We start from the raw sequence: 22844 nt of genomic DNA on the forward strand, positions 1-22844 counted from the left end.
GTTGATGCCACAGCTTTGATCGGAGGGTTTCGACCAGGAGCGCATCGGGTTTTGCCTGAATGCTAACCGCCTGTGAAAAACGAGTCGTCAAAAGAACAATTGACCGTGGATAGCCCCATTCGGATCATGCCCGCCATGCACACCTCCCTACGCCACTTTCTGTCCCTTTCGCTGCTGCTTGGAGCGTTCCTGTCGAGCGCGCCATCGTTGCATGCACAAGACACGCAGGCGCTGTCCGGGCCGGCTTCGGCGAGCTCCGTCCAGGATCCAGCCCAAGCCCTGGCCGATCTGAGCAAGCAGCTGGACAACATCAAGACGACACTGAGCGGCAAGGCCACCAGTGCACCATTGACGGATTTGCGCAGCCAGGCCAGTGACGTACAGCAGCAGGCTGCGCAACTGGTCAGTGCGCTTGGTCCCGAACTCGACAATGTCCAAGGCCGCTTGACCGTGCTCGGTCCTCCACCGACGTCCGGCGCCCCACCCGAAACGGCCGCTATCAGCCAACAACGCCGGCAGTTGGAACGCGACAAGTCCAAGCTCGACAAACAGATCAAGCAAGCCCAACTGCTGAGTGAGGATGCGGCCAAACTCACCACGCAAATTGTCCAGGCGCATAACGAACAATTTCAGGCACAACTCGGTGCGCGCACGTTTTCTCCGCTTGGCATCGGCTTCTGGGCGCAACTGAAGAAATCCGTTCCGGATGACAGCGTGCATGTGCGGCGCGCCAAGATGTTGCTAACGGAAAGTGCAGAGGCTGCGTGGCAAAACGGAAATCGCGAACCCTTGCTGCTTTGCCTGATCGGCGGCCTGTTGCTGATCGTGCCCGGCCGCTGGTTGCTGGAGCGCCTGGGGCTGGCGGTAGCCAGCCGCTATATGCCCGACGGCCACCTGCGCCGCAGTGCACTCGCGGTGATCTTCACGCTTACGGTAACGCTGTCGATCGGCATCGCCGCATGGCTGGTTTATCTCGGTTTCAATTGGAACGACACACTGGACGACGAGGTCGACGCCTTCGCGCAATCGATCGTGCGCATGGTGTTTTTTTCCGCCTTCATTGCCGGGATAGGACGCGCACTGCTTTCGGTGAAGCATCCCTCGTGGCGCCTGCCGGTGCTGGCAAAATCCACTGCGCTTCGCCTGCGCTGGTTCCCATGGCTGCTCGGTGGCGCGTTCCTGGCGCTCGGTGTGATCGAACGATTGAATAATCTCGCCGGAGCAAGCCTGCCGGCAACGGTGTGCACGCGTACCTTCCTGGCGTTATTGATCACGGGACTGATCGGCAATGCGCTGCTGCGCGCCAATCGCGCCCGGAAAAAAGGCCAGCCATCGGGCGAGAAATCGGCCAAGCATGCGCTGTGGGTGGGCGTACTGATTGGACTGGCTGCGATCGGCGTGGTCATAACATGGCTGGCCGTGTTGATGGGCTATGTGGCGCTCGGCTTTTTCATCTCGTGGCAGATGCTGTGGATCGGCATGATCATCGCGTCGTATTACATGCTGTCGCATCTGCAACACGACCTGTTCGAAACGCTGCTCTCTCCGCAAGGTCGCTCTGGACAGCGATTGCAGTCGCTGTTTAACGTCGCACCGACCACGCTGGAGCAGGCTTTCGTGTTGTTCTCCGCGGTGGGACGCGTGCTGCTGTTGCTGGTGGCGGTGGGCACCTTGCTGGTGCCGTTCGGCGGTGGTCCGCACGAGTTGTTCTCGCACATCGGCAAGGTCTTTGGCGGCCTGAGCGTAGGCCAGCTCACCATCAAGCCGGGCGCGATCTTCAACGCACTGCTGGTGTTTGCCTTGGGCATGCTGGTCGTGCGGATCGTCAAGCGCTGGCTCGCCGAGCAATTGTTGCCGAAGACGACGCTTGATCTGGGCATGCAGAATTCCATCGTTACGCTGTCCAATTACGTCGCGGTGGTGATCGTGGTGGCGCTGGCGCTGCGAACCGCTGACGTAAGCCTGGAAAGCCTGACCTGGATCGCCAGCGCGCTGTCGGTGGGCATCGGCTTTGGCTTGCAGGCGATCGTGTCGAATTTTATTTCGGGCCTGATTTTGCTGGCGGAGCAACCGGTGAAAGTGGGCGACTGGGTGAGCATGCCCGGGGTGGAAGGCGATATCCGCCGGATCAATGTGCGCGCCACCGAAATCCAGTTGAGCGACCGCTCCACCATGATCGTGCCGAACTCGCAGTTCATCACCCAGAACCTGCGCAATGTCACGCACGGCAATTCGCTGGGGCGCGTCAAGATAACCTTGCCGATGCCGCTCGACACCGATGCGGCGAAGGTGCGCGAGATCATGCTGGAGGCACTCAACGCGAACGAGGCCACCCTCGATAATCCGGCGCCTTACGTGCGGCTGGATGACGTGACCAGCTCGGCGATGAGCTTCAGCGGCATCGCGTACGTGCATAGCCCGCGTGATGCCTCCACCGTGAAAAGCGAGCTGTTGTTCGACATCCTCGGGCGATTTGCAAAGGCTCAATTACCCTTGTCGACACCGCAGAGCATGATCGTGCGCAATCTCGGCCCGCTGGGAGAGGACAGCCCCGCCGCACCAGGGCAATAGCCCGCCAGCGCGAACGGCATCGCGTGCGCCGTCTCTGGAAATCAGGGTAATTTACAAGACACACACCGTACCTCGAACTACGCTTTGTGCGAACTTCCATCGGACGCGATCGTCATGAACAGGCTCATTCACGGCAGTACCATCATCCCCTGTCTGCGGTATCGCGATGCCCATGCCGCCATCGAATGGCTATGCAAGGCTTTTGGCTTCGAAAAGCAGGCTGTGTACGAAGATGCGCAAGGACGTGTCATGCACGCCCAGCTGGTCTTCGGCGCGGGGATGGTGATGCTCAGCGATGTCCAGCCAGATGGCTTCGGCAAGCACATGGCGCAACCGGATGAGATCCAGGGCCGCGAAACGCAATGCGTTGCTGTCACGGTGACCGATTGCAAGGCGCACTATGAGCGTGCCAAAGCAGCAGGCGCGGAAATCATCGATGACTATGCCGAGAAAGATTACGGTGGCGCCGGATACGGCTGCCGCGATCCTCAAGGTCACTTATGGTGGTTCGGCAGTTACGATCCGTGGCAGGCTACAGAACAGAAATGAATTAGTCATAGACCTTGCGTCTACCGGCTGCCCTGTGTCGATCATTATTCCCTGATGCGATGGCTTTCAGGTTGGCTTGACCTTGATCCACCGTAGCCCACATGGGCCGGAAAACGTCTGTCTTATTGCAGCCCATGCCGCATATATTCGATGAAGGCGCGGAGTGAAGCAGACACATGCCTGTTGTTCGAATAGTAAAGATAGGGACTCCCGATACACGGGCACCAATCCGTGAGCAGACACGTCAACGAGCCCGCGCTTATCTCTTCTCTGACGAAATCCTCGAACACATAGGCGAGCCCTGCCCCGCGTTTCACCGCTTCGAGCTGCACCGAAGGATCGTTAAAGGTCAATGGCCCGTCGGGTTCGATTCGAACTTGCGTATCTCCGTCGCCCAATTCCCATGTATAAATCATCCCGTTGGGAAATCGGGTTCTAGTCAAATCGTGATCCGCAAGGTCTTCAATGGTCCTTGGCACGCCGCGTTTCTGTAGATATTGAGGGGCACCCACGATAGCCATGCGGATCGATCCGCCGATGGGAACCGCGACCATATCCTGCGCAAGGTTGTCACCAAACCGCACGCCAGCATCAAAATTTTCGGCAACGATATCCACCAGTGCATCGTCCGCCGACAGCTCTATGTTTACCTCGGGATTCAATGTGAGAAACCCTGGAATTTTTGGGGCGATCAGAAAAACTGCGATGGGTTTAGGAGCGGTAATGCGCAGTTGTCCAGCGGGCCTTTCTCGAAAGCCATTCAGACTTTCGACTGCCTGGGCGATATTTTCGAAAGCGGGTGCCAGGGTGGCAAGCAGAACCTCACCGGCCCGGGTGGGCATGACACTCCGGGTTGTGCGATTGAGGAGCCGTACACCAAGTCTCTCCTCCAACCTTCGAACGGTCTGGCTTAATAACGAGGACGAAACATTCCGCTCCACCGCGGCCAGCCTAAAGCTTCGATGCCGTGCGACGGCAGCGAATGCCTCAAGTTCAACAAGTGGTATCGGCCCCATTCTTTAATCACGCTAACGACGATATTTAGCTTCGACACACTTATCAAACATACACTCCCGCGCGATATTTGTTACCAGATATCTGTGGAGCGCATTGATGAACGAACAAACTGTCGCACTCGTTACCGGTGCCAACAAAGGTATCGGCAAGGAAATTGCCCGAGGTCTTGCACGCAAAGGAATTATTGTTCTCATCGGCTCCCGTGACAAGAATCGAGGCGATGAGGCCGCCCATGCATTGGCTGATGACGGTATCGTCAAGGCTTTGCAGTTGGACGTAACGGACGAGAATTCGATAGACAGCGCCGTTACCCATGTCGAACAGATTTACGGAAAACTGGACATCCTGGTTAACAATGCCGGAGTAGCGGCAACACGCGATCCACCTAGTTTGGTGACTGCAGCAGCCATGCGTACGGCCTATGAAACAAATGTTTTCGGCGTTGTGGCAGTCATCCACGCATTCTTGCCTCTCATCAAAAGAAGCATGGCTGGCCGCATCGTAAATGTATCGAGTCTTCGGGGTTCGCTCGGCGATGAGGGGGCTTTCGTAGGCCAGCCTTCAATGCCGTACTCGACTTCAAAAACAGCACTCAATGCGCTTACCGTCCACTACTCGCGCGAGCTAAAGCTCCTGGGGATCAAGGTCAATGCGGCGGCGCCTGGCCATGTGGCGACCGACTTCAATGGATTCAGAGGCACGCGTACCCCTAGTGAGGGAGCCGCCATTGCCATTCGTTTGGCCACGCTTCCCGACGACGGCCCCACAGGCGGCTTTTTTGACGATAACGGTTCCATCGCTTGGTAAATAGCAGGACCAGAGAGGAGTTGACCGCCATGCCATTTGCCGCATCAGAGCTTGGCGCAAACAAAAAAGGCGCCAGGCCTACGCCCGGCGCCTTCCGGATTTCACAGCGATCCATCCCAACAAGAACACTTGTCCAGGCCGTATAGGGGCCTTTACAACGGGCACACATCTCTAAATGGACTCAACGTCCAGGGACGCTGATACGCTTTTCCTGCGCTTGCGCCAAGTAACGCTATTGGCATTTCTCGTTCTTGGCCGCGTGATAACCGGCCGCCTGGGCATCCGCTGCGCTCATGTATTTGCCTGCCTTGGTTTTGCCGTACCACTTGCTGCCCTGGCAGTGATAGACCTTGGTCTTGGATCCCGTATTGACCCATACCTGGCCCGCGCCGCCGCCTGCGGCAGGCATTGCTTTGGATGCTTGCGCCGACTTGGACGATGGCTCTGAGGCAGCCTTGGTGCCCGCACTGCTGGCCGACTTGTCTACCCCTTTGTGACCACGGCAAGCACCTTTCATGCTCTTTACCGTGACCGACGTTCCGTCTTTGCACTGCACGGTCATGCCGGTTGCCGGTGCAGAACTCTCCTGCGCGTAGATGCCCGGAGCCGCCATCAGCGCGGCTGCCAGTACTGCGATCAAACCGAACGATTTCATCGTGATTCCCTCCAGCTTGAAATGCCCCTACAGGAAGCGCGCCGTCCATGATGAACGGGGTTCCCGATGTGCCGCCCCTAGACCAGAGACGACACCCCCAAGCGCCATTCACCCACAGCGCCTGCAGCGGTCACTATGCCTGAAAACCGGCCGCCCAACATGGCAGCCGGTAGCATCCAAGGAAGGTCTACGGTGCCTGGTTCACACCCGGTTTCAGTTTGGCGTTCGGCCGGGCCACCGCGTACATGGACCAACTGATCTGCTTGAGCAGGCCATAACGATCTTTGCCGACGGTATACAAATCGAAGTGCGTACGGCCAGGAAAGAAACGGATATCGCTGTGGGCACCGAGGCCATCCAGCACTGCCTTGAGGCGATGCGCGGCGCCGTCCAGATAGAAGGTATCAGCCGTGCCCACGTAGAGATGGATCTTGCCGTCCAGATCAGGCTTCAAGGCCGGCCAATTCGTCTGCAGGCGATGCGCAATGTCGTAGTGGGCACCCCAATAAGCCACGACACTGGGGTCCACATCTCCGGTGTCGCGATTGAACATCGGTTCCGGCCGGCCATCTTTGCCGCGCGGGGAAAACACCCATTCGAACGAGGCCATCTGGCCGCCGTAAGGACCCAGCACGCGTTCCATCTTTGCGAACTGCTCGAAGGTGCCGAGCACTTTTCCTTTATCGCGCACCAGCGGCCACGGCGTGCCGTCAGGCTTGTGATAGACGTTGGCATGCGGTGCGTAAAGATCCGGACCGGTGAAGTCGTGGAAATCGCTGGGATCCGGCGAGGTCGACCAGGTACCGCCGAATATCTTTGGGTAGCGCGTCTGCAACCACAACGTCGCCCAGCCACCGGACGAATGTCCGTTGAGGAAGCGGCCATTCACATCAGCATCCATGTGATAGTGCGCTTCAAGGTAAGGAATCAGTTCCGTGGTCAATGCCTGCCCCCAGGGGCCGTTGTTTACCGAGTCGGCGAACTCATGCGTTCCGGTCGCACTGGATTCGTCGAGGAACACCCAGATCATCGGCGGCATCTGGCCGCTTGCCATGCCTGCTTCGACATACGCCATAGGACGCAGGAAGCGATTGTTATTGCCCGTGAAGCCGTGCGTGAAATACACCGTGGGATAGCGTGTGCTGGACGAAGGATCGTAGCCGGGCGGCAATAGCACGCGGCCAAGCATATGGATCGGACGTCCCCAGAACGCTGACAGCACCGGACTCACGAAGTCGATCAACTGCGAATGTGCATGCGCTTCCGCCGCGGCGTTACGAAGGGTAGCCGGCGCCGATGCCGGCACCGCCCACGGATCGACGGCCGGCACGACTTTATCCAGCGTCAAGGTCGGAACATCGCTGGCCGGCAAATGCACGGTCGATACGCTGCTCTCGATATCGCCAGCGTCGCGGTCCAGGTAGTTGTAGTTGTGATGGACGTCCAGCACCGCCTGCACCACATAATCGCCGGGCGGCAGTTTCGACCATGCATCGGGATAAGCGATAGCGTCCGTATCGATATCGATGGTCTGGCCTGGGGCGAGCCGGTCGATTTCCTCAGCGGCAATCGCCGTGTCAGTGGGGTGAAACGGGTTGGCGTCGACCTCGCTGATCTTGCCGTCTTTCGCATCCGCCTTGGCATCCTTTACCTGTTCGGCGAACAGCAATAGACGCCCGGATACCGGCTGCGATTCGCTTTCACTCAATCGCACATGGAAAAAGCGATGCGCGGGAACGCCCTGCAAACCCTCTTGCGCCCAGACACACACGCCGGCCAACAGGCCGAGCCCTAAGGTTGCGGCAAGAACGAACGGACGTTGACGCATAGACTTTCCTCTCCGATAGATAGGCGATGGCGCCATGCAGGGATGCCTTTGCTCGATTCCTGCACGGCGCCGAAAGTTGGGACCGCGAACGTTTTGAGGGTTATTCGTCGTCCGCCTTCACTGGCGTGAGCCGCAGATCCTGGAAATCAAAGCTGAAATCGGTCAACGGCGAAACCGGCTGCATGCGTACTTCACGCACATGGCCATCCACGTCGAGCGCAAAATTCACGAACGCATCCGCATTCAAGGCGCGGTCGTCCCAGCGCACGATAAAAGTGTCGTGCTGCCAAGGTGTCATTGTGCCGATCAGTTGCTTTGTTTTGCTGAAGCGCAGGCGCAGCTTGCCGCCCTCATTGCGGATGATGATGTCGCCGTACCACGGATCGCGATACGTACCGGCATACCCGGACAAGGGCAAGGACGGCTTGCTGTTTGCATCGCGCGCGGCCTCATGCTTTTTCCAGCTGTCGTCGGCCTCGCTTTGCGAATGCTTCACCGCCTTGTCGTAGACGGCCACCCAATCGGTCTTCACGCCAGGATTGAGGTAGGCATCCAGTACACGGTAGGTCACGGCATTGAAGGCGGCGCCGGATTCCTGATTGGTCAGCACCACGACGCCCAGCTTCAAACCGGGTACCAAGGTCACGCGCGACACCATGCCCGGCCAGCCGCCGGTATGCCATACCAGCTTCTGTCCATGGTAATCGCTGAGAAACCAGCCTTCGCCGTAACCGTAGAAGTTCGGCATCAACGGCTGCAATTCGGGAATGGAAGGCTTCCTCACCGGAATCGGTGTCAGCATCGTCCACATTTGATCCTGGCTGCTCTGCGAGAACAGGCGACGCGGTTTGCCATCTGCTCCGACACCCGGCAATTCGCCGCCGGCCAGCTGCACGTTCATCCATTTGGCGAGATCGTGCACGCTGGCGTAGATGCCACCTGCGCCGGGATCATTGAGCCATGCCATCGGCGGCACTGGCTTCAGGTCCTTGAAGTTATAGAGCGCGTGGCCCATGGCGTAATCCATGCCGGGCTTCAGATAGGTCATGTCAACCAGCGATTCGTCCATGCCCACCGGCTGGAAGATGTGCTGGCGGATAAAGTCCGCATAGGACTGGCCCGACACTTTTTCGATAATCAGCGTCGCCACCGCAAACAAAATGTTGTCGTACGCGTAGTGACTGCGAAAGCCGTTGGTGAGCGGTACCTTGCCGAGACGCTGCACCACATCCTTGGTGGTGTAGCTGGTCGGTGGCCAGTAAAGCAGATCGCCTGCGCCGAGGCTGAGGCCGCTGCGGTGCGCCAACAGATCGCGCACACGCATTTCATGCGTGACGTAGGGATCGGACATCTGGAACCAGGGCAGATAATCCGTGACCCTGCCGTCCATATTCAGCTTGCCCTGCTCCGCCAGCATCTGCAGCGAAGCCGCCGTAAAGGCCTTGGTATTGGAAGCAATCGCAAACAAGGTGTGTCCATCCACCTTCTCGGGCTTGCCGATCTCGCGCACCCCGTAGCCTTTTTCGAACACCACCTTGCCGTCTTTCACGATCGCAACGGCGATGCCCGGCACGTTGAAAGTCTTGCGTGCGCTGTCCACATACGCATCGAAGTCACGCAGCATCGGCGGCAACCCCGCCTGGAGCTGCGGTGAAGCGCTGTCCGTGGCGGTTCCTGCCGGCACGGTGCCAGCCCATGCCGGCGTGGCGGAAACAAACGCCAGCAGGGCGCAACAACCCGTTAGACGCAAAGACGATAGCAAGGTGGGCATCGCAGGTTTTCCCCTGATACAAAGTTGCAGTGTAGCCTGAGGCGGCCCATTCGCCGCAGCGCCGGAAGTCACGTCGGCCATGGCTGGCCCATCTGACTGCAGCAAGCACTACACTTCCCGCGTCGCCAACAAGGAGTTTGCGGTGTCTCTCTCCCGCTTTGTCCCTTTGATCCTGATCGCTGGCTTGATCGGCGCCCTGATTTTCTGGAACCGGCATGCGCCCAAGCCTGCCGAAATGCTTTCCCATGGCAATGTCACGTTGCCGGCCACCGGTCATTACAACTGCCCTGCTGCGCAGGCCGATCTTCCAGCGTTCATGCCACCGGCGGCATGCGTCACCGTGACGGCCATCCTGCAAGGAGGCCCCTTTCCCTACAGTCAGGACGGCGTGGTATTCGGCAATTACGAAGGCCTGCTTCCGCAAGAGCCGCGCGGCTACTATCACGAATACACGGTGGCCACACCGGATGCGCGCAACCGCGGCGCACGACGCATTATCACCGGCGGCACACCGCCGCAGATCTTCTATTACACCGACGACCACTACCGTAGCTTCAGGCAGTTTCAGGTAAAGCCATGAGTGCGGAGGATGCTCTCGACCTGACCCAGGCTGGCGACGGCGGCGTTTATTTCGTCGACGCAACCGATTTCGATGCGCTTGCGGCGGCGGCAGTGCAAGGGCATCTGTATGTTTGCCGTGCCGACCTTGCTGGCTGCCGTGACAAAGAAGACCTATTGCGCCGCCTGGCCATTTCGCTGAAATTGCCGGCCGGCTTCGGCCATAACTGGGATGCGCTGGTCGATAGCTTGCGCGACCTGGGATGGCTGCAGGGCATCGGGCACGCCTTGCTGATCGATCATGCCAACGATCTGCGCCAAGCCGCCGTCAAGGAGTTCGATACGCTGTTGGGCATCCTCCATGAAGCATCCAGTTTCGCAATGGGCCAGAATCGTCCCTTCTTCGCTTTTCTCAGCCTGCCCGAACATCCCATCGCACTACCAACTCATCGCTGACATGCAACACATCGATTTCGAACTCGACCGCGACTACGTGGAACTTCACCAGTTGCTGAAACTCACCGGGCTGTGCGATAGCGGCGGCCAGGGCAAGTGGCTGGTGGCCAGCGGTGCCGTGTCCGTCGATGGTCAGCAGGAGCTGCGCAAAAGCTGCAAGATCCACGCGGGGCAGACCGTGCAACTTGACGATGTCACCATCCACGTCACGGCATCTGACTGAAGACCTCTGGCAAAAACAGGCATGCGAACGTAACGAAAAGGGTTTCGCCGGCGAATAGAAGGCAGAGATCCCCACGGAGGCAGACCATGCACGCCCGTCGCTTCACCGTTCTTACCGCCATGCTCGGACTGGCCGCCTGCGCAGCTAACGCCAGCAACGCCAATTTTCCCGACCCCGCCTACGATACGTCCAAGACGCCCGCACCTCGCACGGAAACCGCCGTCCTGGCCGGTGGCTGCTTCTGGGGTATGCAGGAAGTGTTCGAGCACGTGCGCGGCGTAAGACAAGTATGGGCCGGCTACAGCGGCGGCGAGGCCAATACCGCGCACTACTATGAAGTCAGCGAAGGTAACACCGGCCACGCGGAATCCGTAGAGATCCAGTTCGATCCTGCCGTAATCAGCTACGGTCAGTTGCTCAAGGTGTATTTCTCGGTGGCGCACGATCCTACCGAGCTCGATCGCCAGGGCCCCGATGCCGGCACGCAATATCGCTCGGAGATTTTTTATACGAGCCCCGAGCAGAAAAAAGTTGCAGACGCCTATATCGCGCAACTCAATACGGCCAAAGTGTTCGACCAGCCCATCGTGACGCTCGTACAGCCCATGAAAGGGTTTTACGAAGCCGAGGCCTATCATCAGGATTACGCAGATCGACATCCGGATGATGCCTACATCGTGATCAATGATGCGCCGAAAGTGGCCGCATTGAAGCGGCAGTTCCCAGGCTTGTATCAGCCAGTGCAGACGGTTGTCGACGTGCAGCTGTAAAGAGCCGTGCTAGTGCGTTTTCGTCGCGAGACAAGGCGCGAAGAAGATGCAGATCGCACTACGGCGCTGGACCGCACCCACAGCACAAGCTAGCGACTGAAGACACCGGCATGACTGTCGGCTCGGATGAAACAGCGTCATGCCCATGGATTACTTGGGCGGCACCAGGCGCAGTTTTGAGGATTCGTGTCGCGGATTCGGCGAGAGCATGCGTTCGATTTCGATCGGCGGCAGGCCGCGGGAATAGTAGTAGCCCTGCCCTTCCACACAACCGGCGCGCAGCAGGAAATCATGCTGCGCGGCCGTTTCGATGCCTTCGGCAATGGTGCACATGCCCAGGCTCCTGGCGATGGCAAGCATGGCCTCGACGATCGCGACGTCGTTCGCGCTGTCGGGCAGATCGGTCACGAAAGATCGATCGATCTTGAGGTAGTCGATGCCGGAAAGTTTCAGATAGGCCAGCGACGAATACCCCGTGCCGAAATCGTCAATAGCGATGCCCGTGCCCAGGCCATGCAAGGCGTGAATGGTCTGCTCGGTCGCATCGCCCAACCGCAAGATGGCGCTCTCGGTGATTTCGAACAGCAGTCGCTTGGGCGAGACCTGGCTGGTCTGCAGCGCCTGCTTCACGCCGTCGATAAAGCCAGGATGCCCGAACGTGGCGGCAGAAGCATTGACCGCCACGCGTATCGGCGGCAACTTTGCCTGATCCCACTGACGGATCTGTGCGCAAACGGCACGCAGGGTCCACGCATCGATACGCCGGATCAGGCCCAGGCTTTCGGCCAGCGGGATGAATTCATCCGGCATCAGCTCGCCGCGTTCGGGATGCCGCCAACGCAGCAATGCCTCCACTGCCACGATCCTGCCCGTGCGCAACTCGACACTGGGCTGGAACACCAGATGGAATTCATCGCGCAGGAGTGCCTGCCGCAGATCAGCGCCAAGCATCAGGCGCATGCGCGCATCCGCATGCATCAGCGGTGTATAGAAACGGAAGGTGTTGCGCTCCTGCGTCTTGGCGGTATACATCGCCGCGTCCGCATTGGCGATCAGGACGACCGGATCGCTGCCATCCAGCGGATAGCCGGCAATGCCGATGCTCGCGCTCATCACGATTTCGTAGTCGCCGATCAGCATCGGCTCGGACAGATTTTGCAGCAAGCGGCTGGCAAACTGCGCCGCCTGTTCCCGGGTACGCAAGCCGCCAAGCAATACCGTGAACTCATCGCCACCGATGCGGCTGGCCACATCGTTTTCGCCCAGTTCGCGGCGAATGCGCTGAGCCACCTTCACCAACAGCCGATCACCGATGGCGTGGCTGTAGCTGTCATTGACAGCCTTGAAGGCATCCAGATCGACGAACAGCACGGCTGCCGCACCGTTCATGCGCGCCGCCGCCTCGATCGCCTGCGCGCAATGCCGCTGGAATTCACTGCGATTGGCCAGGCCGGTAAGCGGATCGTGCGCAACCATGTATTCCAGGCGCTGGCGATCCGCCTTGCTGCGCGTGATATCGGTGATGACCGCTACATAATGCAGCACGCGCCCTTCCGCATTGCGGATCGCGCTGATGCTCAGCAGCTCTGGATAGGAAGAACCATCCGAACGCCAGCTCTGCACTTCCCCGATCCAATTGCCGCCCTCGGCAACCATTTCCCAGATCGATGCCGGCAGCGGCGATCCGTCCGGCATGCGCCGCAATTCATCGAACCGGTGGTGCTGCAGATATTGCAGGGTGTAGCCGGTGATCCGGGTATGCGCCGCATTGATGGTCGTCACGCGGCGATCCGCATCGGCGATGATCACGCCTTCCGCCACGCTGGCCAATGCCTCGGACGCGATCCGCCGTTCTTGTTCCATGGCGATGCGGTCGGAAATATCGCGCATCATCGCCTGGCGCACCGGCTGCGTTCCCCAGGTCGTCAAACTGCTATGCGTCTCGACCGTGCGCATGACGCCATCGGCAGAGCGCAGCAAGCCGATCGTCGACGTGCCCGCTGAGCGAATGCTGCCCTCCACGAACAGGTCTATGAAGTTCATGCCGACCAGTTCTTGCGCATTGCGTCCGGTCCATTCGCAAGCGGTGCGGTTGGCGCCGAGAATCTTGCCATGCGATTCGCCCATCATCACGATCGCATCGGCGGCGCTGTCGAACAACAACTGGTAGCGCTCTTCGCTGCCGCGAATGCGGGCAAGAATGCGCGCCGCGACGGTCAGCCACAGTGCCGATACGAGCGTCGCCGCAAGCAGCACGCCGATAAACAATATCTGCCCCATCCACGATGCGCCGTGGGCAATCTGCAACGAGAAGTCGTTGCTGCGGGGCTCGATGAAATCATTGAGTGCGCGAATACGTTCCCTCTGGCGCGCGATCTCTTGCGGCGACGGGCCACCGTGGGCGTATTCGCGTTGCAGCTGATTGGCAATCTCGCCCAGTTCCGCAATGGCATTATCGGTGGAGCGCCACGCGGCAATGGCCTCACGCATATAAGGCGCACCGGTAAAGTGCTGGAACATGAAGACCACCCCCGGCACGGCTTCGGGGATGGCATTGCCATGGCTGAGTGCCGCCTTGACCTCGCCGTAGTTGTAGTGGCCTGTTGCGGTGATATCGCGCACCCAACGGTCGTAGCCCAACAAGGCGTAATTGCGTCGAAAACGTTCAAGACTGGCCGGCGAGCCGTCGGCAGCATAGACCTGCAAGTCGATGACGGCCTGCTTCTGCGCCTTGGACCAGACACTCTCGCCGTTGAGAAACCCGGCGAGAGTGACCTGGATTTTCATCGCGCCCCACGTGAGGCCGAGGATAAGCGCCACCACTGCCACCAGCGCATAGGCCAATGGCATGAGGCGTCGCGACAGCGGCTGCTGCAATACGGTACGAGCGATACGCATCGGGTCCTTACCTGTTTAACCGATACATCCTACGACTGCTTCGCATCGCACGATTGCAATACGTTGTCAGGCAGCCGCCTCACTCACTACCAACGGTTCTTGCCGCGCATCCACACAACGATCCGCGAGAATACGCATACTAATGTAACTGCGTTTCACGCATTCCGTAATATGGGTCACCTCATGTGACGTGGGTGAGTGGCCCAGCAGGGTACAAACGATCTCCAGAGCCTCCCAAGGATGGGTATCGTCATAGGCTGCGTGTAACTGTAGCCAACGCAGGCTGCCAGTGCGCACCTCCTGGGGGAAACTCTCGCGGTAAGTGCCGCTGTCATACAACAATTGAGACCATTCGCCCGTCGCCCCCTCCACGGCATAGTTGGTGGCAGCCACGCCGGCGGCCAGCGATCCGCTTGCGCTGACTTCCTCGCACCAGCTCGCCAGCGCCTCCGTGCCGTAGGGTGCCTGTCCGTGAAGAACTTCTTCACGGCTTATGCCAGCCCCTTCGGCCCAATTGAGCCAGTATTCGGCATGATTCTGCTCGACCCGGATATTACGCACCAGCCAACGTCTGGCGAGATTGTCGCCAATGCTGCGGCCGAAACGGGTTTTCAGCAGATTCATCGCCATGTAGCCCGGGAAACGTTCGATAACGGGCCAGATTCCTACCATGAAATGACGCGTAGCGGTTTGATTCAAACGAGCTTCGCGCATGATGGGCCAAAGGTCATGCTGGATGACGCTTTGTTTTGCGTCTTCGCAAGCGGCTGCCATGTCTTGAGCCCAGTTTGGATAACTGGCCAGTTCGGTCAGCGGGCCTGTGCGTTCGAAGTGTGCGTGCATGTTCAACTCTCCAATGCTTGAGTTCAGAGGTATTTCGGCCGAGACGTCGGCCAGGATCCGGACCTGCAATGAGTCCGGTATCACCCATGGTGGGTGTCCCCCGAAGTTGTTACGACCCTGGATAAAAGCCTTCCGGTAACCGGGAAGCACGGCCGAACGGGGTCGAATCCGACAAGGCCGACGCTGATCCTGTCACTGAAGCAGCTACAGGTGGGCAAAAAATGCAGCCCTTGCGCTACCTGCAGACAAGGACCTGACCTGCAGGCCGCCGGGGACGTACCAGGGCGAGCCCAGGGGTATACGCATCACAGAAAGAGCGGTCAGGCGGCCCGTGAAGTCAACGTGTATGCACAAGCCTGCGCACAGGAGCCATGCACAAAAAAAGCAGCACGCCGACCATGCAGCAAGCATGGCCGGCATCGCCGCGTGTCCCGATACGGTTTTCAGTGATGGGGCGTCGTTGCCCGGGCTAGGGCCTGTTTCTTCAATCCATCACCCGTGTAAAGCCGTCCGCGCTCCACACCTCGCTCCCTACACCATGGTGGACGAAGAACAGACCATCCGGGTCATAGCGCCGCTTTACCGCGGCGAGCCGTGGGTAGTTCTCGCCCCAAAAAGCGCTTTGCCAATCGCGCTGAAAGTAATCACTTTCCGACACATATGCGCCGGCCCCAGGCGCAACTTTCAACAGCGCCGCCATCGCTTCGCCGATCACCGCAGAGTCTTGCCGTGCCTTGTGCATATCCGGCCCTGGACCGGGCATACCCGGATAAGCAGGCGGTCCATCGCCCCCGATGATCGCCAAGGCAAAGGCATCGAGTACTTGCGGGTTCATGGCCGTGTCACGCGCCGAAGCAATGGCTTCGGCGGGCGCACCAGCCAGCCCTTTGTTGAAATGGAATTCCACCGGCCAGTGACGCGTGCAAGCAACGATGGCATCCACCAGCTGCGCTTGCCTGCTCTTTTGCAACAGAGACGCGGGCAGCCACGCCGACTTGAAGCTATGGATAAACCATCCCACCTGCCCCTGGTCGCCCGCCCAAAGCACATGATTGCGCGGAGCACCGGCACGATCGTCAGCAATCATCGCGCCCGGCATGTGCTGCCGGAAAAACTCCGCATCCCAGAAATGCTGTGCCGGCAACGCGAGCACCTGCAGCGGCTTGACGAAGCTGTACTCACTGCGCGCATGCACCCATTCGAGAAACGGCGCCCACACGGCTTGTGCCTGTGACTGATCCAATCCCTGGAACACCATCGAAATACCCAGGCGACGATCGGGATGGAAGTGCATCTGCTCACCCCAATGCGGATTGAACAAGGCCCTTTGATAGAAATCGATCGCCGCTGCAACCAGTGCACGATAAGCCGCATCGGAGGATGCCTTGATTTCGCCGAAAGCCGCGCCGAAATGCTCCGGCAATGCCTGCGTGCGCAAGGTCACGCGCGTCACGATGCCCAGGCTCCCGCCGCCGCCTCCTTTGATGCCCCAGAACAGATCCGGATGACTGCATGCATTGGCGATACATACTTCGCCATCCGCCGTGACGACCTCTGCTTCAAGCAAGCCCGCCGCCGCCGTGCCATAGCGTTTGGAAAAACTTCCAAAGCCACCGCTTTGTACTAAACCGGCTACGCCGACGGTCGTGCATCCACCACCCTGCACATAGCGTCCGCCATGCGTGGTCACCGCATCATAGGCATCGATCCACATCGCCCCCGCTTCCACCGTCACCGCCGGCTGAGGCGCTTGTACCGCTGCGCAATCGCGGGCTACGAAGTGATCGTGCAACGTTACCGCGTGCATGTGCCGCGTCCACACCAAGAGTGAATCGGGCGCGTCAGACGTACCCTGATAACTGTGCCCGCCGCCCTTCACCACCAGGCGAAGATTATGTTTGCGGGCAAAGCGGACCGCCGCGACCACATCCCCCGTACACGTCGCCGCCACGGCATAAGCGCTCGGGCGCGACCGCCAGGCATCGGCCCACCCGCTGGTCTGGGTCAACCCCGGCTGGTCGCCGATGTAGAACGGATTCTTGATGTGCTTCAGCGCCTCGCTGCATGCAGGGCTCGGCACATGGGCAAACGGCGATTCGGGTTGGATCAGACGACCGCCCACGGCCTGCTTGAGCCGATCCCACTCGGCTGGAGCAGGCCATCCCGCCTCACCCGGACGCGGCCGAATACGCAGCCGGGCGGCCACCTTCGCACCCGCCGCCCACACCGACCCGATGCCGCCGGCCAGCGCAGGTAAAAGAGGTATCGCCAACGCAGCCTTCAACAACTCGCGCCTGTTCATAAGCATCTCCACCACTCGACCCTGATGGGAGCCACTGTCGGTCTCGCACGCCGCCACGGCCATGCCTGAGGGATAAAAGGTGCCGACGCAGTGATGAGCGGCGGAACGCCGGGACGAACGGAACCTCAGCTACCCTGCGCGCGTGCTCGCTTTGCCTCGTATGCTTTCAGATGGGTGTATGCCAGCCGGATCATGGGTAGATCCAGACCCGCCGCTTCACCTCGCGCAAGCAAATCGCCGATCACATGATCGGCCTCCACCGGACCACCTTGTTCCAGATCACGCATCATCGACGCGCTCATCGTCGAACCTTGCTCGGTCAATACAGAACGCGCGCGCTGCAGGACGGCATCGCCCGGCGGATGAGCATGGGCCTCCGCCACACGGCGACAGTTTTCAAGCAGGTCCTGTGTCGCCTGCACGCCTCCGGGCGCCGCGACGATGTCTCCCACCGGTGCGCGCATCAGGCAGGTGATGCCCGCCAGCGACGCGAGAAACACCCATTTGTCCCACATGTCCTGCAGGATGGTCGTGCTCAGGCGCGGTTCGAAGCGTGCGCCCGACATCGCCTGCGCCATCCGCTCCACGCGTGGCGAACGGCTACCGTCGCGCTCGCCGAAAGTAAGGCTGTGCGACTGATTGAGATGGCGCACCTCACCTTCGGGTCCCAAGGTCGCGGCGATGATGCACTGACCGCCCAGTACATGCTGCGGACCAAAGCGCGCATCCAGCAAATCCAGATGTCGCATACCGTTCAACAGTGGCAGGATGGCCGTGTCAGGCCCCACCGCAGGCGCCATGTCCTCGATGACTTGCGGCAAGTGATACGCCTTGCAGCTCACAATCACCAGGTCGAAGCTGCGCTGCAGGCTATCGGCCTGCACCGTCGGCGGCGAAGGCAGCGCGGCATCACCCATCGGACTTCGGATGACCAGGCCATGTTGCGCCAGCGCTTTCGCTCGCGCGGGGCGTACCAGAAAGGTCACCTTCTGCCCGCTTTCCAGCAAACGTCCACCGAAATAGCCGCCCGTCGCACCAGCGCCGACCATCAAAATATCCATGACACCACCACCTTCGTAACAGATGAACCTGCCCATTATCCGCCAGCTGATATCGCATCATGCAGCCTGGCCAATCAGGCATGCGCCAACGCGATGAGCATGATGCGGCAGTGCATCACGCAATGCCTTGCTAGCGATCCATCGTTGCCGCCATCCGTCTCATAGGTGTGAGGCATCGAAAACCTTCGGCCTATCCCTCGTTCCCCACACGGCAGCTTGTCTACGATTTCATGACAGCTGGAAAAAAACGGCGCAAGATAACCAACGTACCGCTCTCCCGCTGCGCCCGATCGCATCATTGCTCGGCAAGGTTATCGCCATGTCTACATCACGCATCGCCGCCATCGTGCTTCTTGGCCTTGCCACCGTTTTCGGCGCGAACGCCGCCGAGACCGCGGCATTCACCGTCCTGAAGCAGGACAACCACGGCAAGCCGGTCATCTTCCAAAGCACGTACGCGTTGAAGAAGGGCGACGTACTCAAGATCAACGCCTTCAACGCCAAACCGATCACCGTGCTGCAAGTGGCGATGTGCGATGCAAGCTGCTCCCATCTGCGCCTGATCAAAACGTTGCCGCTCACTGCCTATTTTGCCGGCGTAGCCAGCACCAACCAGCGCTTTGTGATGCCGGAAGACGGCTACGTTACGTTCTGGGTTGAACGCCTCGGCGGACTTCCCGGCACACCGTTCAACACCAGCAGCGGCACTTCCTGGCAGGTGCAGTACGTCGATCCTTTCCTGCTGTTCGCCGGCCCCATGCCTTACGTCACCTCGCAGCCCATTCCGGCCAATGCGCTGTCGACCGAAGATGACACCATGCATGCGCGCTTTGAGCACCGCGAGTTCCTCACCGTACGGTTGGCTGACGCGAACAAATAAGTGCGTCGTGGCACGGCGCAGGCGTCGAGCGGGCACGCTCACGCATCAGGGCGCCCCGCGTTTTGCGACGAAACCACCAAGGAACCCAGCACGGCATGCCTTCCGCTTTGGATACCGCCTACATCCTCGCCATCGATCAAGGCACCACCAGTACCCGCGCCATGCTGTTTGACCATCGAGGTGGCATAGCTGGCGTCGCCCAACGCGAATTCACCCAACTGTTCCCGCAGCCTGGCTGGGTAGAACACGATCCGACGGAAATCCTGGCCAGCGTGCGAAGCACCATCGTCGAAGTACTGACCCATACGCAAGTCAGCGCCGCCAACATCGCAGGCATCGGCATCACGAATCAGCGCGAAACCACTGTTGTATGGGATCGGCGCACCGGCCACGCGATTTACAACGCCATCGTCTGGCAGTCACGGCAAACCGTCGACATCTGCGAACGCCTCAAGGCCGACGGTTACGACCCACTGGTTCGCGAACGCACCGGCCTGCTGATCGACGCCTATTTTTCCGGCACCAAAGTGGCGTGGATCCTGGATCACGTCGACGGCGCACGGGAGCGCGCCCGGCGCGGCGAACTCATGTTCGGCACGATCGATAGCTGGCTGATCTGGAATCTGTCGGAAAACAACGTGCACGTTACCGACGCGAGCAATGCCTCGCGCACCCTGCTCTTCGATATCCATCGGCGCCGCTGGTGTCCTGACCTGCTGGCCATGCTGGATATTCCCGCTGCCATGCTGCCCGAGGTACGCGCGAGCAGCGAGATTTACGCGCACACGGACCCCACCCAGTTTTTTGGCAAGCGCATCCCCATCGCCGGCGTGGCGGGTGATCAGCAAGCGGCGTTGTTCGGGCAGGCATGCTTTGAACCGGGCATGGCCAAAAACACCTATGGCACCGGTTGCTTTTTGCTGATGCATACGGGGCGCCAAGCCGTCCGCTCCGAACACGGCCTGGTCACCACCATTGCCTGGGATATGGGTGGCCAGGTGGAGTACGCGCTGGAGGGCAGCATCTTCGTCGCCGGTTCCGCCGTGCAATGGTTGCGTGACGGACTGCGCATGCTCGACCGCTCGGAAGAGTCGGAGGATTACGCCACCCGCGTACCTTCCTCTGAAGGCGCCTATTGCGTGCCCGCCTTCGTCGGACTGGGCGCGCCTTACTGGCGCAGCGACGTTCGCGGCGCCTTCTTCGGCCTCACCCGCGGCACGCGCAAAGAACACTTCATACGAGCCGCGCTGGAAGCGCTTGCTTACCAGACGCGCGATGTGCTCGAAGCGATGCAGGCCGATGCCGGCCTGCGCCTGAAAGCCCTGCGCGCCGACGGTGGCGCCATTGCCAACAACTTTCTTGCGCAGTTCCAGGCAGACATGCTGGATGCCACTCTGGCACGCCCCAAAGTCGGCGAGACAACGGCACTGGGCGCTGCGTATCTCGCCGGCTTGGCAGTCGGCTTTTGGGAAAGCCGCGAACAGATCGCCAAGCAATGGCAAGTGGAACGCGAATTCATCCCCGCCATGCAGGAGGCACACCGCGAAGCACTTTACGCCGGCTGGAAACGCGCCGTACAAGCCACGCTCGCCTTCGGCAGTTAGCTCGCCGGATTGGCGCTACACTCGATGTATTCCAGCCATTCAACGGTGCACGACGATGACGCGCCTTCTATCGGTCAAGCGTACCGCGGCGAGTATCGCTGCCTTGTTGTCGCTGCAAATCGTGGCATCTCATGCAGCGCAACCCCCTGGCTCGCTGCATGTGACAAGTTCGAGTTTTTCCGACGGCGGCACGATACCGTCCGCCTTCACCTGTGACGGATCGGATCTGTCGCCGCACCTTCGATTCTCGGCGCCGCCTCCCGGTACGAAAAGCGTCGCCATCGTGGTGGACGATCCGGACGCGCCGGTTTCGTTCACCCACTGGCTTGCCTACAACCTTCCTGCCGAAACGCGCGACCTTCCCGAGGGTGCATCGACATCCTCGCATCGGCTGGCCCACGGCACCGAAGGCACCAACAGTTTCGGCCAGATCGGTTACGGCGGCCCTTGTCCCCCGCGTGGCAAACCGCACCACTACATTTTCCAGGTGTATGCACTGGATACAAATCTCACCTTGCCGGCTGGCGCGACGCCCGAACAAGTGAAGGCTACCATCCAAGGCCACGTACTCGCACAAGGCCGCATCACCGGCCTGTATGCACGCGGCGGCGGATGATCGCGAATTCAGCAATTTCTGTCAGGTGATATCGAACGCGACGTTGCTTAAAATTGAACCGTCCATCGATGACACTCAGGGAGGACAACTCGATGGATGAAGCAGCGATCTTTGGCTTTCGTTGAACAGCACAAGGAGATCGATTTACTTTGATTCCCTTATCGCCTCGACATATACATCCTTACCGGCAACCAATAGCCACTAGTCCATCATCGGAATGACTTCTTCAATCAAAAACTCAATGCGACTCGAAAGCAATGAAGCGTTTTCTTCCGTTGGGTCAGCTTTCACTGGATACACCTCACCGAGATCACCGTTTGATAGCACTGCGTCTACCCATTCCTGCATCACATCGCAATAAGCCTGTAACGCATCATGAGGGCTTTGCGCATCATCCGTAACCAAATATGCAGAGGGTAGGTCTCCTACGATCACCCAAAGCCACTCATTTAAAACATTCCCATCCGAAGCCAGGTGGTCTATGTGGGACAGGAAAATCTGAACTACACCGCCTACCCCGAAACAGAAATATGTTTCAATGACCTGTTCGCACCACGAAAACGACTTCAAGTAAGCGACAGCCTCCTCTGAAGCCTCTTCAAAGAGCGCGGCCTCCTCCTCATCCTCCCCAGCCATCTGCGTCAGCGGGAGGGCTTTGGCTTTAACAAGATCAATCATGGCTGCCTTTCTTGTGGACGCGGGGTGGGACCGGAATTTGTCGGCGGTTTAGGTGCGGACCGCCCTCCCCATCGCTGAAAGTCACCATTAATCCCTTTGATGGTTTACGGAGCTTATCGCAAGGCCTCCTACTTTTACCCCATCGTCACATAGTCAACCATTTTGGGGCGTAAAGAGAATGTGGTTTTTGGCCATCAACATGAGCAAGGACATGGGGTTATGACAAGCACCCTGTCATTTTCCTGTGCCTCTAAGTGCATGTTTGAAATGCCCCTTGATGTACGTCGAAAGTGTGATGTTCGGCTTGAACAAGTCGACCGCCTCTCTCGGCGTATGGAGGAGCTAATGGAGGAGGAGTACTGCAAGTTTGAAGAAGCGGTGCTTGAGCACTCATCCCCACGGATCATTTTTTACGACGATTATTGAGAAGAAGCCAAAGAAGGCTGCTCAGCTATCCGCCGAGGGCGCTTTTTGTCGCTGCCAAGGCGCGTTTTTCGCAGAACGCCAAGCCTCCCACCCTAAAGGCAAATCAGTAAGATCACCAATCGAATGATCTTTGTCGAATATATTCTTTAGGCTCACCATCGCGATGTCGCCCTCTGTCACATCGCCCTCCTGCTCACAGTGGAACTGCCAACTTCCATCATCAGCGTCGTGTGTCACATACGATATCCAGGCATCATCAAACACTACCCTTCGATTCACGAAGACTGCCGTGTTAGGTTCGTCTTGAAACGGCCAAGCGTCAGAGTTCATT

At 59.4% G+C, this 22844-nt stretch carries 20 protein-coding genes; 10 read left to right on the forward strand and 10 right to left on the reverse strand.

The genetic code is table 11. The features are described from left to right. The first annotated feature begins 135 nt into the window (after window positions 1-135). On the forward strand, window positions 136-2571 hold the full coding sequence (locus tag AC4HNJ_RS18665) for a DUF3772 domain-containing protein (protein WP_490481110.1): 2436 nt from the start codon (window positions 136-138) through the stop codon (window positions 2569-2571). A gap of 114 nt (window positions 2572-2685) precedes the next feature. Next, complete coding sequence (locus tag AC4HNJ_RS18670; protein WP_490481111.1) at window positions 2686-3120, forward strand: VOC family protein; 435 nt, start codon at window positions 2686-2688, stop codon at window positions 3118-3120. Between the two features lie 122 nt (window positions 3121-3242). Here the strand turns inward: AC4HNJ_RS18670 and AC4HNJ_RS18675 are convergent, their stop codons facing one another. Beyond that, entirely contained in the window at window positions 3243-4136 is an 894-nt protein-coding gene (locus tag AC4HNJ_RS18675; protein ID WP_490481112.1) for a LysR family transcriptional regulator, read from the reverse strand. 97 nt (window positions 4137-4233) lie between these two features. Here AC4HNJ_RS18675 and AC4HNJ_RS18680 point away from each other — a divergent pair, with 97 nt between their 5' ends. Further along, the gene (locus tag AC4HNJ_RS18680) at window positions 4234-4944 is read left to right on the forward strand and encodes an SDR family oxidoreductase (RefSeq protein WP_490481113.1); all 711 of its coding nucleotides are present in this window, start codon (window positions 4234-4236) and stop codon (window positions 4942-4944) included. Window positions 4945-5176: 232 nt separating this feature from the next. Here AC4HNJ_RS18680 and AC4HNJ_RS18685 read toward each other — a convergent pair whose 3' ends face one another. The 3 genes from AC4HNJ_RS18685 to AC4HNJ_RS18695 all read right to left on the reverse strand — a co-directional run bounded on the left by AC4HNJ_RS18685 (window position 5177) and on the right by AC4HNJ_RS18695 (window position 9198). Beyond that, window positions 5177-5599 (reverse strand): DUF3761 domain-containing protein, encoded by a 423-nt coding sequence (locus AC4HNJ_RS18685; RefSeq protein ID WP_490481114.1) that lies wholly within the window; start codon window positions 5597-5599, stop codon window positions 5177-5179. A gap of 187 nt (window positions 5600-5786) precedes the next feature. Continuing rightward, the gene (locus AC4HNJ_RS18690) at window positions 5787-7427 is read right to left on the reverse strand and encodes an alpha/beta hydrolase (protein ID WP_490481115.1); all 1641 of its coding nucleotides are present in this window, start codon (window positions 7425-7427) and stop codon (window positions 5787-5789) included. Between the two features lie 100 nt (window positions 7428-7527). Beyond that, entirely contained in the window at window positions 7528-9198 is a 1671-nt protein-coding gene (locus tag AC4HNJ_RS18695; RefSeq protein ID WP_490481116.1) for a serine hydrolase, read from the reverse strand. Window positions 9199-9277: 79 nt separating this feature from the next. Here AC4HNJ_RS18695 and AC4HNJ_RS18700 point away from each other — a divergent pair, with 79 nt between their 5' ends. The 4 genes from AC4HNJ_RS18700 to msrA all read left to right on the forward strand — a co-directional run bounded on the left by AC4HNJ_RS18700 (window position 9278) and on the right by msrA (window position 11205). Then, a complete protein-coding gene (locus AC4HNJ_RS18700) occupies window positions 9278-9778 on the forward strand; it encodes a guanyl-specific ribonuclease (protein ID WP_490481117.1) in 501 nt (166 codons plus the stop codon). Then, window positions 9775-10212, forward strand: coding sequence for a barstar family protein (locus AC4HNJ_RS18705; RefSeq protein WP_490481118.1), 438 nt, complete (start codon window positions 9775-9777; stop codon window positions 10210-10212). The genes AC4HNJ_RS18700 and AC4HNJ_RS18705 overlap by 4 nt, the downstream gene beginning before the upstream one ends. 1 nt (window position 10213) lies before the next feature. After that, on the forward strand, window positions 10214-10435 hold the full coding sequence (locus AC4HNJ_RS18710; RefSeq protein ID WP_490481119.1) for an RNA-binding S4 domain-containing protein: 222 nt from the start codon (window positions 10214-10216) through the stop codon (window positions 10433-10435). An 86-nt stretch (window positions 10436-10521) separates the two neighbouring features. Continuing rightward, window positions 10522-11205, forward strand: coding sequence for a peptide-methionine (S)-S-oxide reductase MsrA (msrA, locus tag AC4HNJ_RS18715; protein ID WP_490481120.1), 684 nt, complete (start codon window positions 10522-10524; stop codon window positions 11203-11205). 150 nt (window positions 11206-11355) lie between these two features. Here the strand turns inward: msrA and AC4HNJ_RS18720 are convergent, their stop codons facing one another. The 4 genes from AC4HNJ_RS18720 to panE form a co-directional block, all read right to left on the reverse strand. Further along, window positions 11356-14103 (reverse strand): putative bifunctional diguanylate cyclase/phosphodiesterase, encoded by a 2748-nt coding sequence (locus tag AC4HNJ_RS18720; protein ID WP_490481121.1) that lies wholly within the window; start codon window positions 14101-14103, stop codon window positions 11356-11358. Between the two features lie 66 nt (window positions 14104-14169). Further along, on the reverse strand, window positions 14170-14946 hold the full coding sequence (locus AC4HNJ_RS18725) for an iron-containing redox enzyme family protein (protein WP_490481122.1): 777 nt from the start codon (window positions 14944-14946) through the stop codon (window positions 14170-14172). Between the two features lie 484 nt (window positions 14947-15430). Beyond that, the gene (locus AC4HNJ_RS18730) at window positions 15431-17248 is read right to left on the reverse strand and encodes an FAD-binding oxidoreductase (RefSeq protein WP_490481123.1); all 1818 of its coding nucleotides are present in this window, start codon (window positions 17246-17248) and stop codon (window positions 15431-15433) included. A gap of 125 nt (window positions 17249-17373) precedes the next feature. Further along, window positions 17374-18309: a 2-dehydropantoate 2-reductase gene (panE, locus tag AC4HNJ_RS18735; protein ID WP_490481124.1), complete on the reverse strand. Its 936-nt coding sequence runs from the start codon at window positions 18307-18309 to the stop codon at window positions 17374-17376. Window positions 18310-18628: 319 nt separating this feature from the next. On the opposite strand from panE, the gene AC4HNJ_RS18740 reads away from it, so the two are divergent. The 3 genes from AC4HNJ_RS18740 to AC4HNJ_RS18750 all read left to right on the forward strand — a co-directional run bounded on the left by AC4HNJ_RS18740 (window position 18629) and on the right by AC4HNJ_RS18750 (window position 21409). Then, a complete protein-coding gene (locus AC4HNJ_RS18740) occupies window positions 18629-19189 on the forward strand; it encodes a hypothetical protein (RefSeq protein WP_490481125.1) in 561 nt (186 codons plus the stop codon). Window positions 19190-19284: 95 nt separating this feature from the next. Further along, window positions 19285-20793: a glycerol kinase GlpK gene (glpK, locus tag AC4HNJ_RS18745; protein WP_490481126.1), complete on the forward strand. Its 1509-nt coding sequence runs from the start codon at window positions 19285-19287 to the stop codon at window positions 20791-20793. A gap of 55 nt (window positions 20794-20848) precedes the next feature. Then, on the forward strand, window positions 20849-21409 hold the full coding sequence (locus AC4HNJ_RS18750) for a YbhB/YbcL family Raf kinase inhibitor-like protein (protein ID WP_490481127.1): 561 nt from the start codon (window positions 20849-20851) through the stop codon (window positions 21407-21409). 201 nt (window positions 21410-21610) lie between these two features. Here AC4HNJ_RS18750 and AC4HNJ_RS18755 read toward each other — a convergent pair whose 3' ends face one another. Continuing rightward, window positions 21611-22087 carry a hypothetical protein gene (locus AC4HNJ_RS18755; protein WP_490481128.1) on the reverse strand — a complete coding sequence of 159 codons (477 nt, stop codon included), beginning with the start codon at window positions 22085-22087 and terminating at the stop codon, window positions 21611-21613. 447 nt (window positions 22088-22534) lie between these two features. Next, on the reverse strand, window positions 22535-22843 hold the full coding sequence (locus AC4HNJ_RS18760; protein WP_490481129.1) for a hypothetical protein: 309 nt from the start codon (window positions 22841-22843) through the stop codon (window positions 22535-22537). Window position 22844: the final 1 nt, after the last annotated feature.

The organism is Dyella sp. SYSU CM1112 (genome assembly GCF_058216415.1).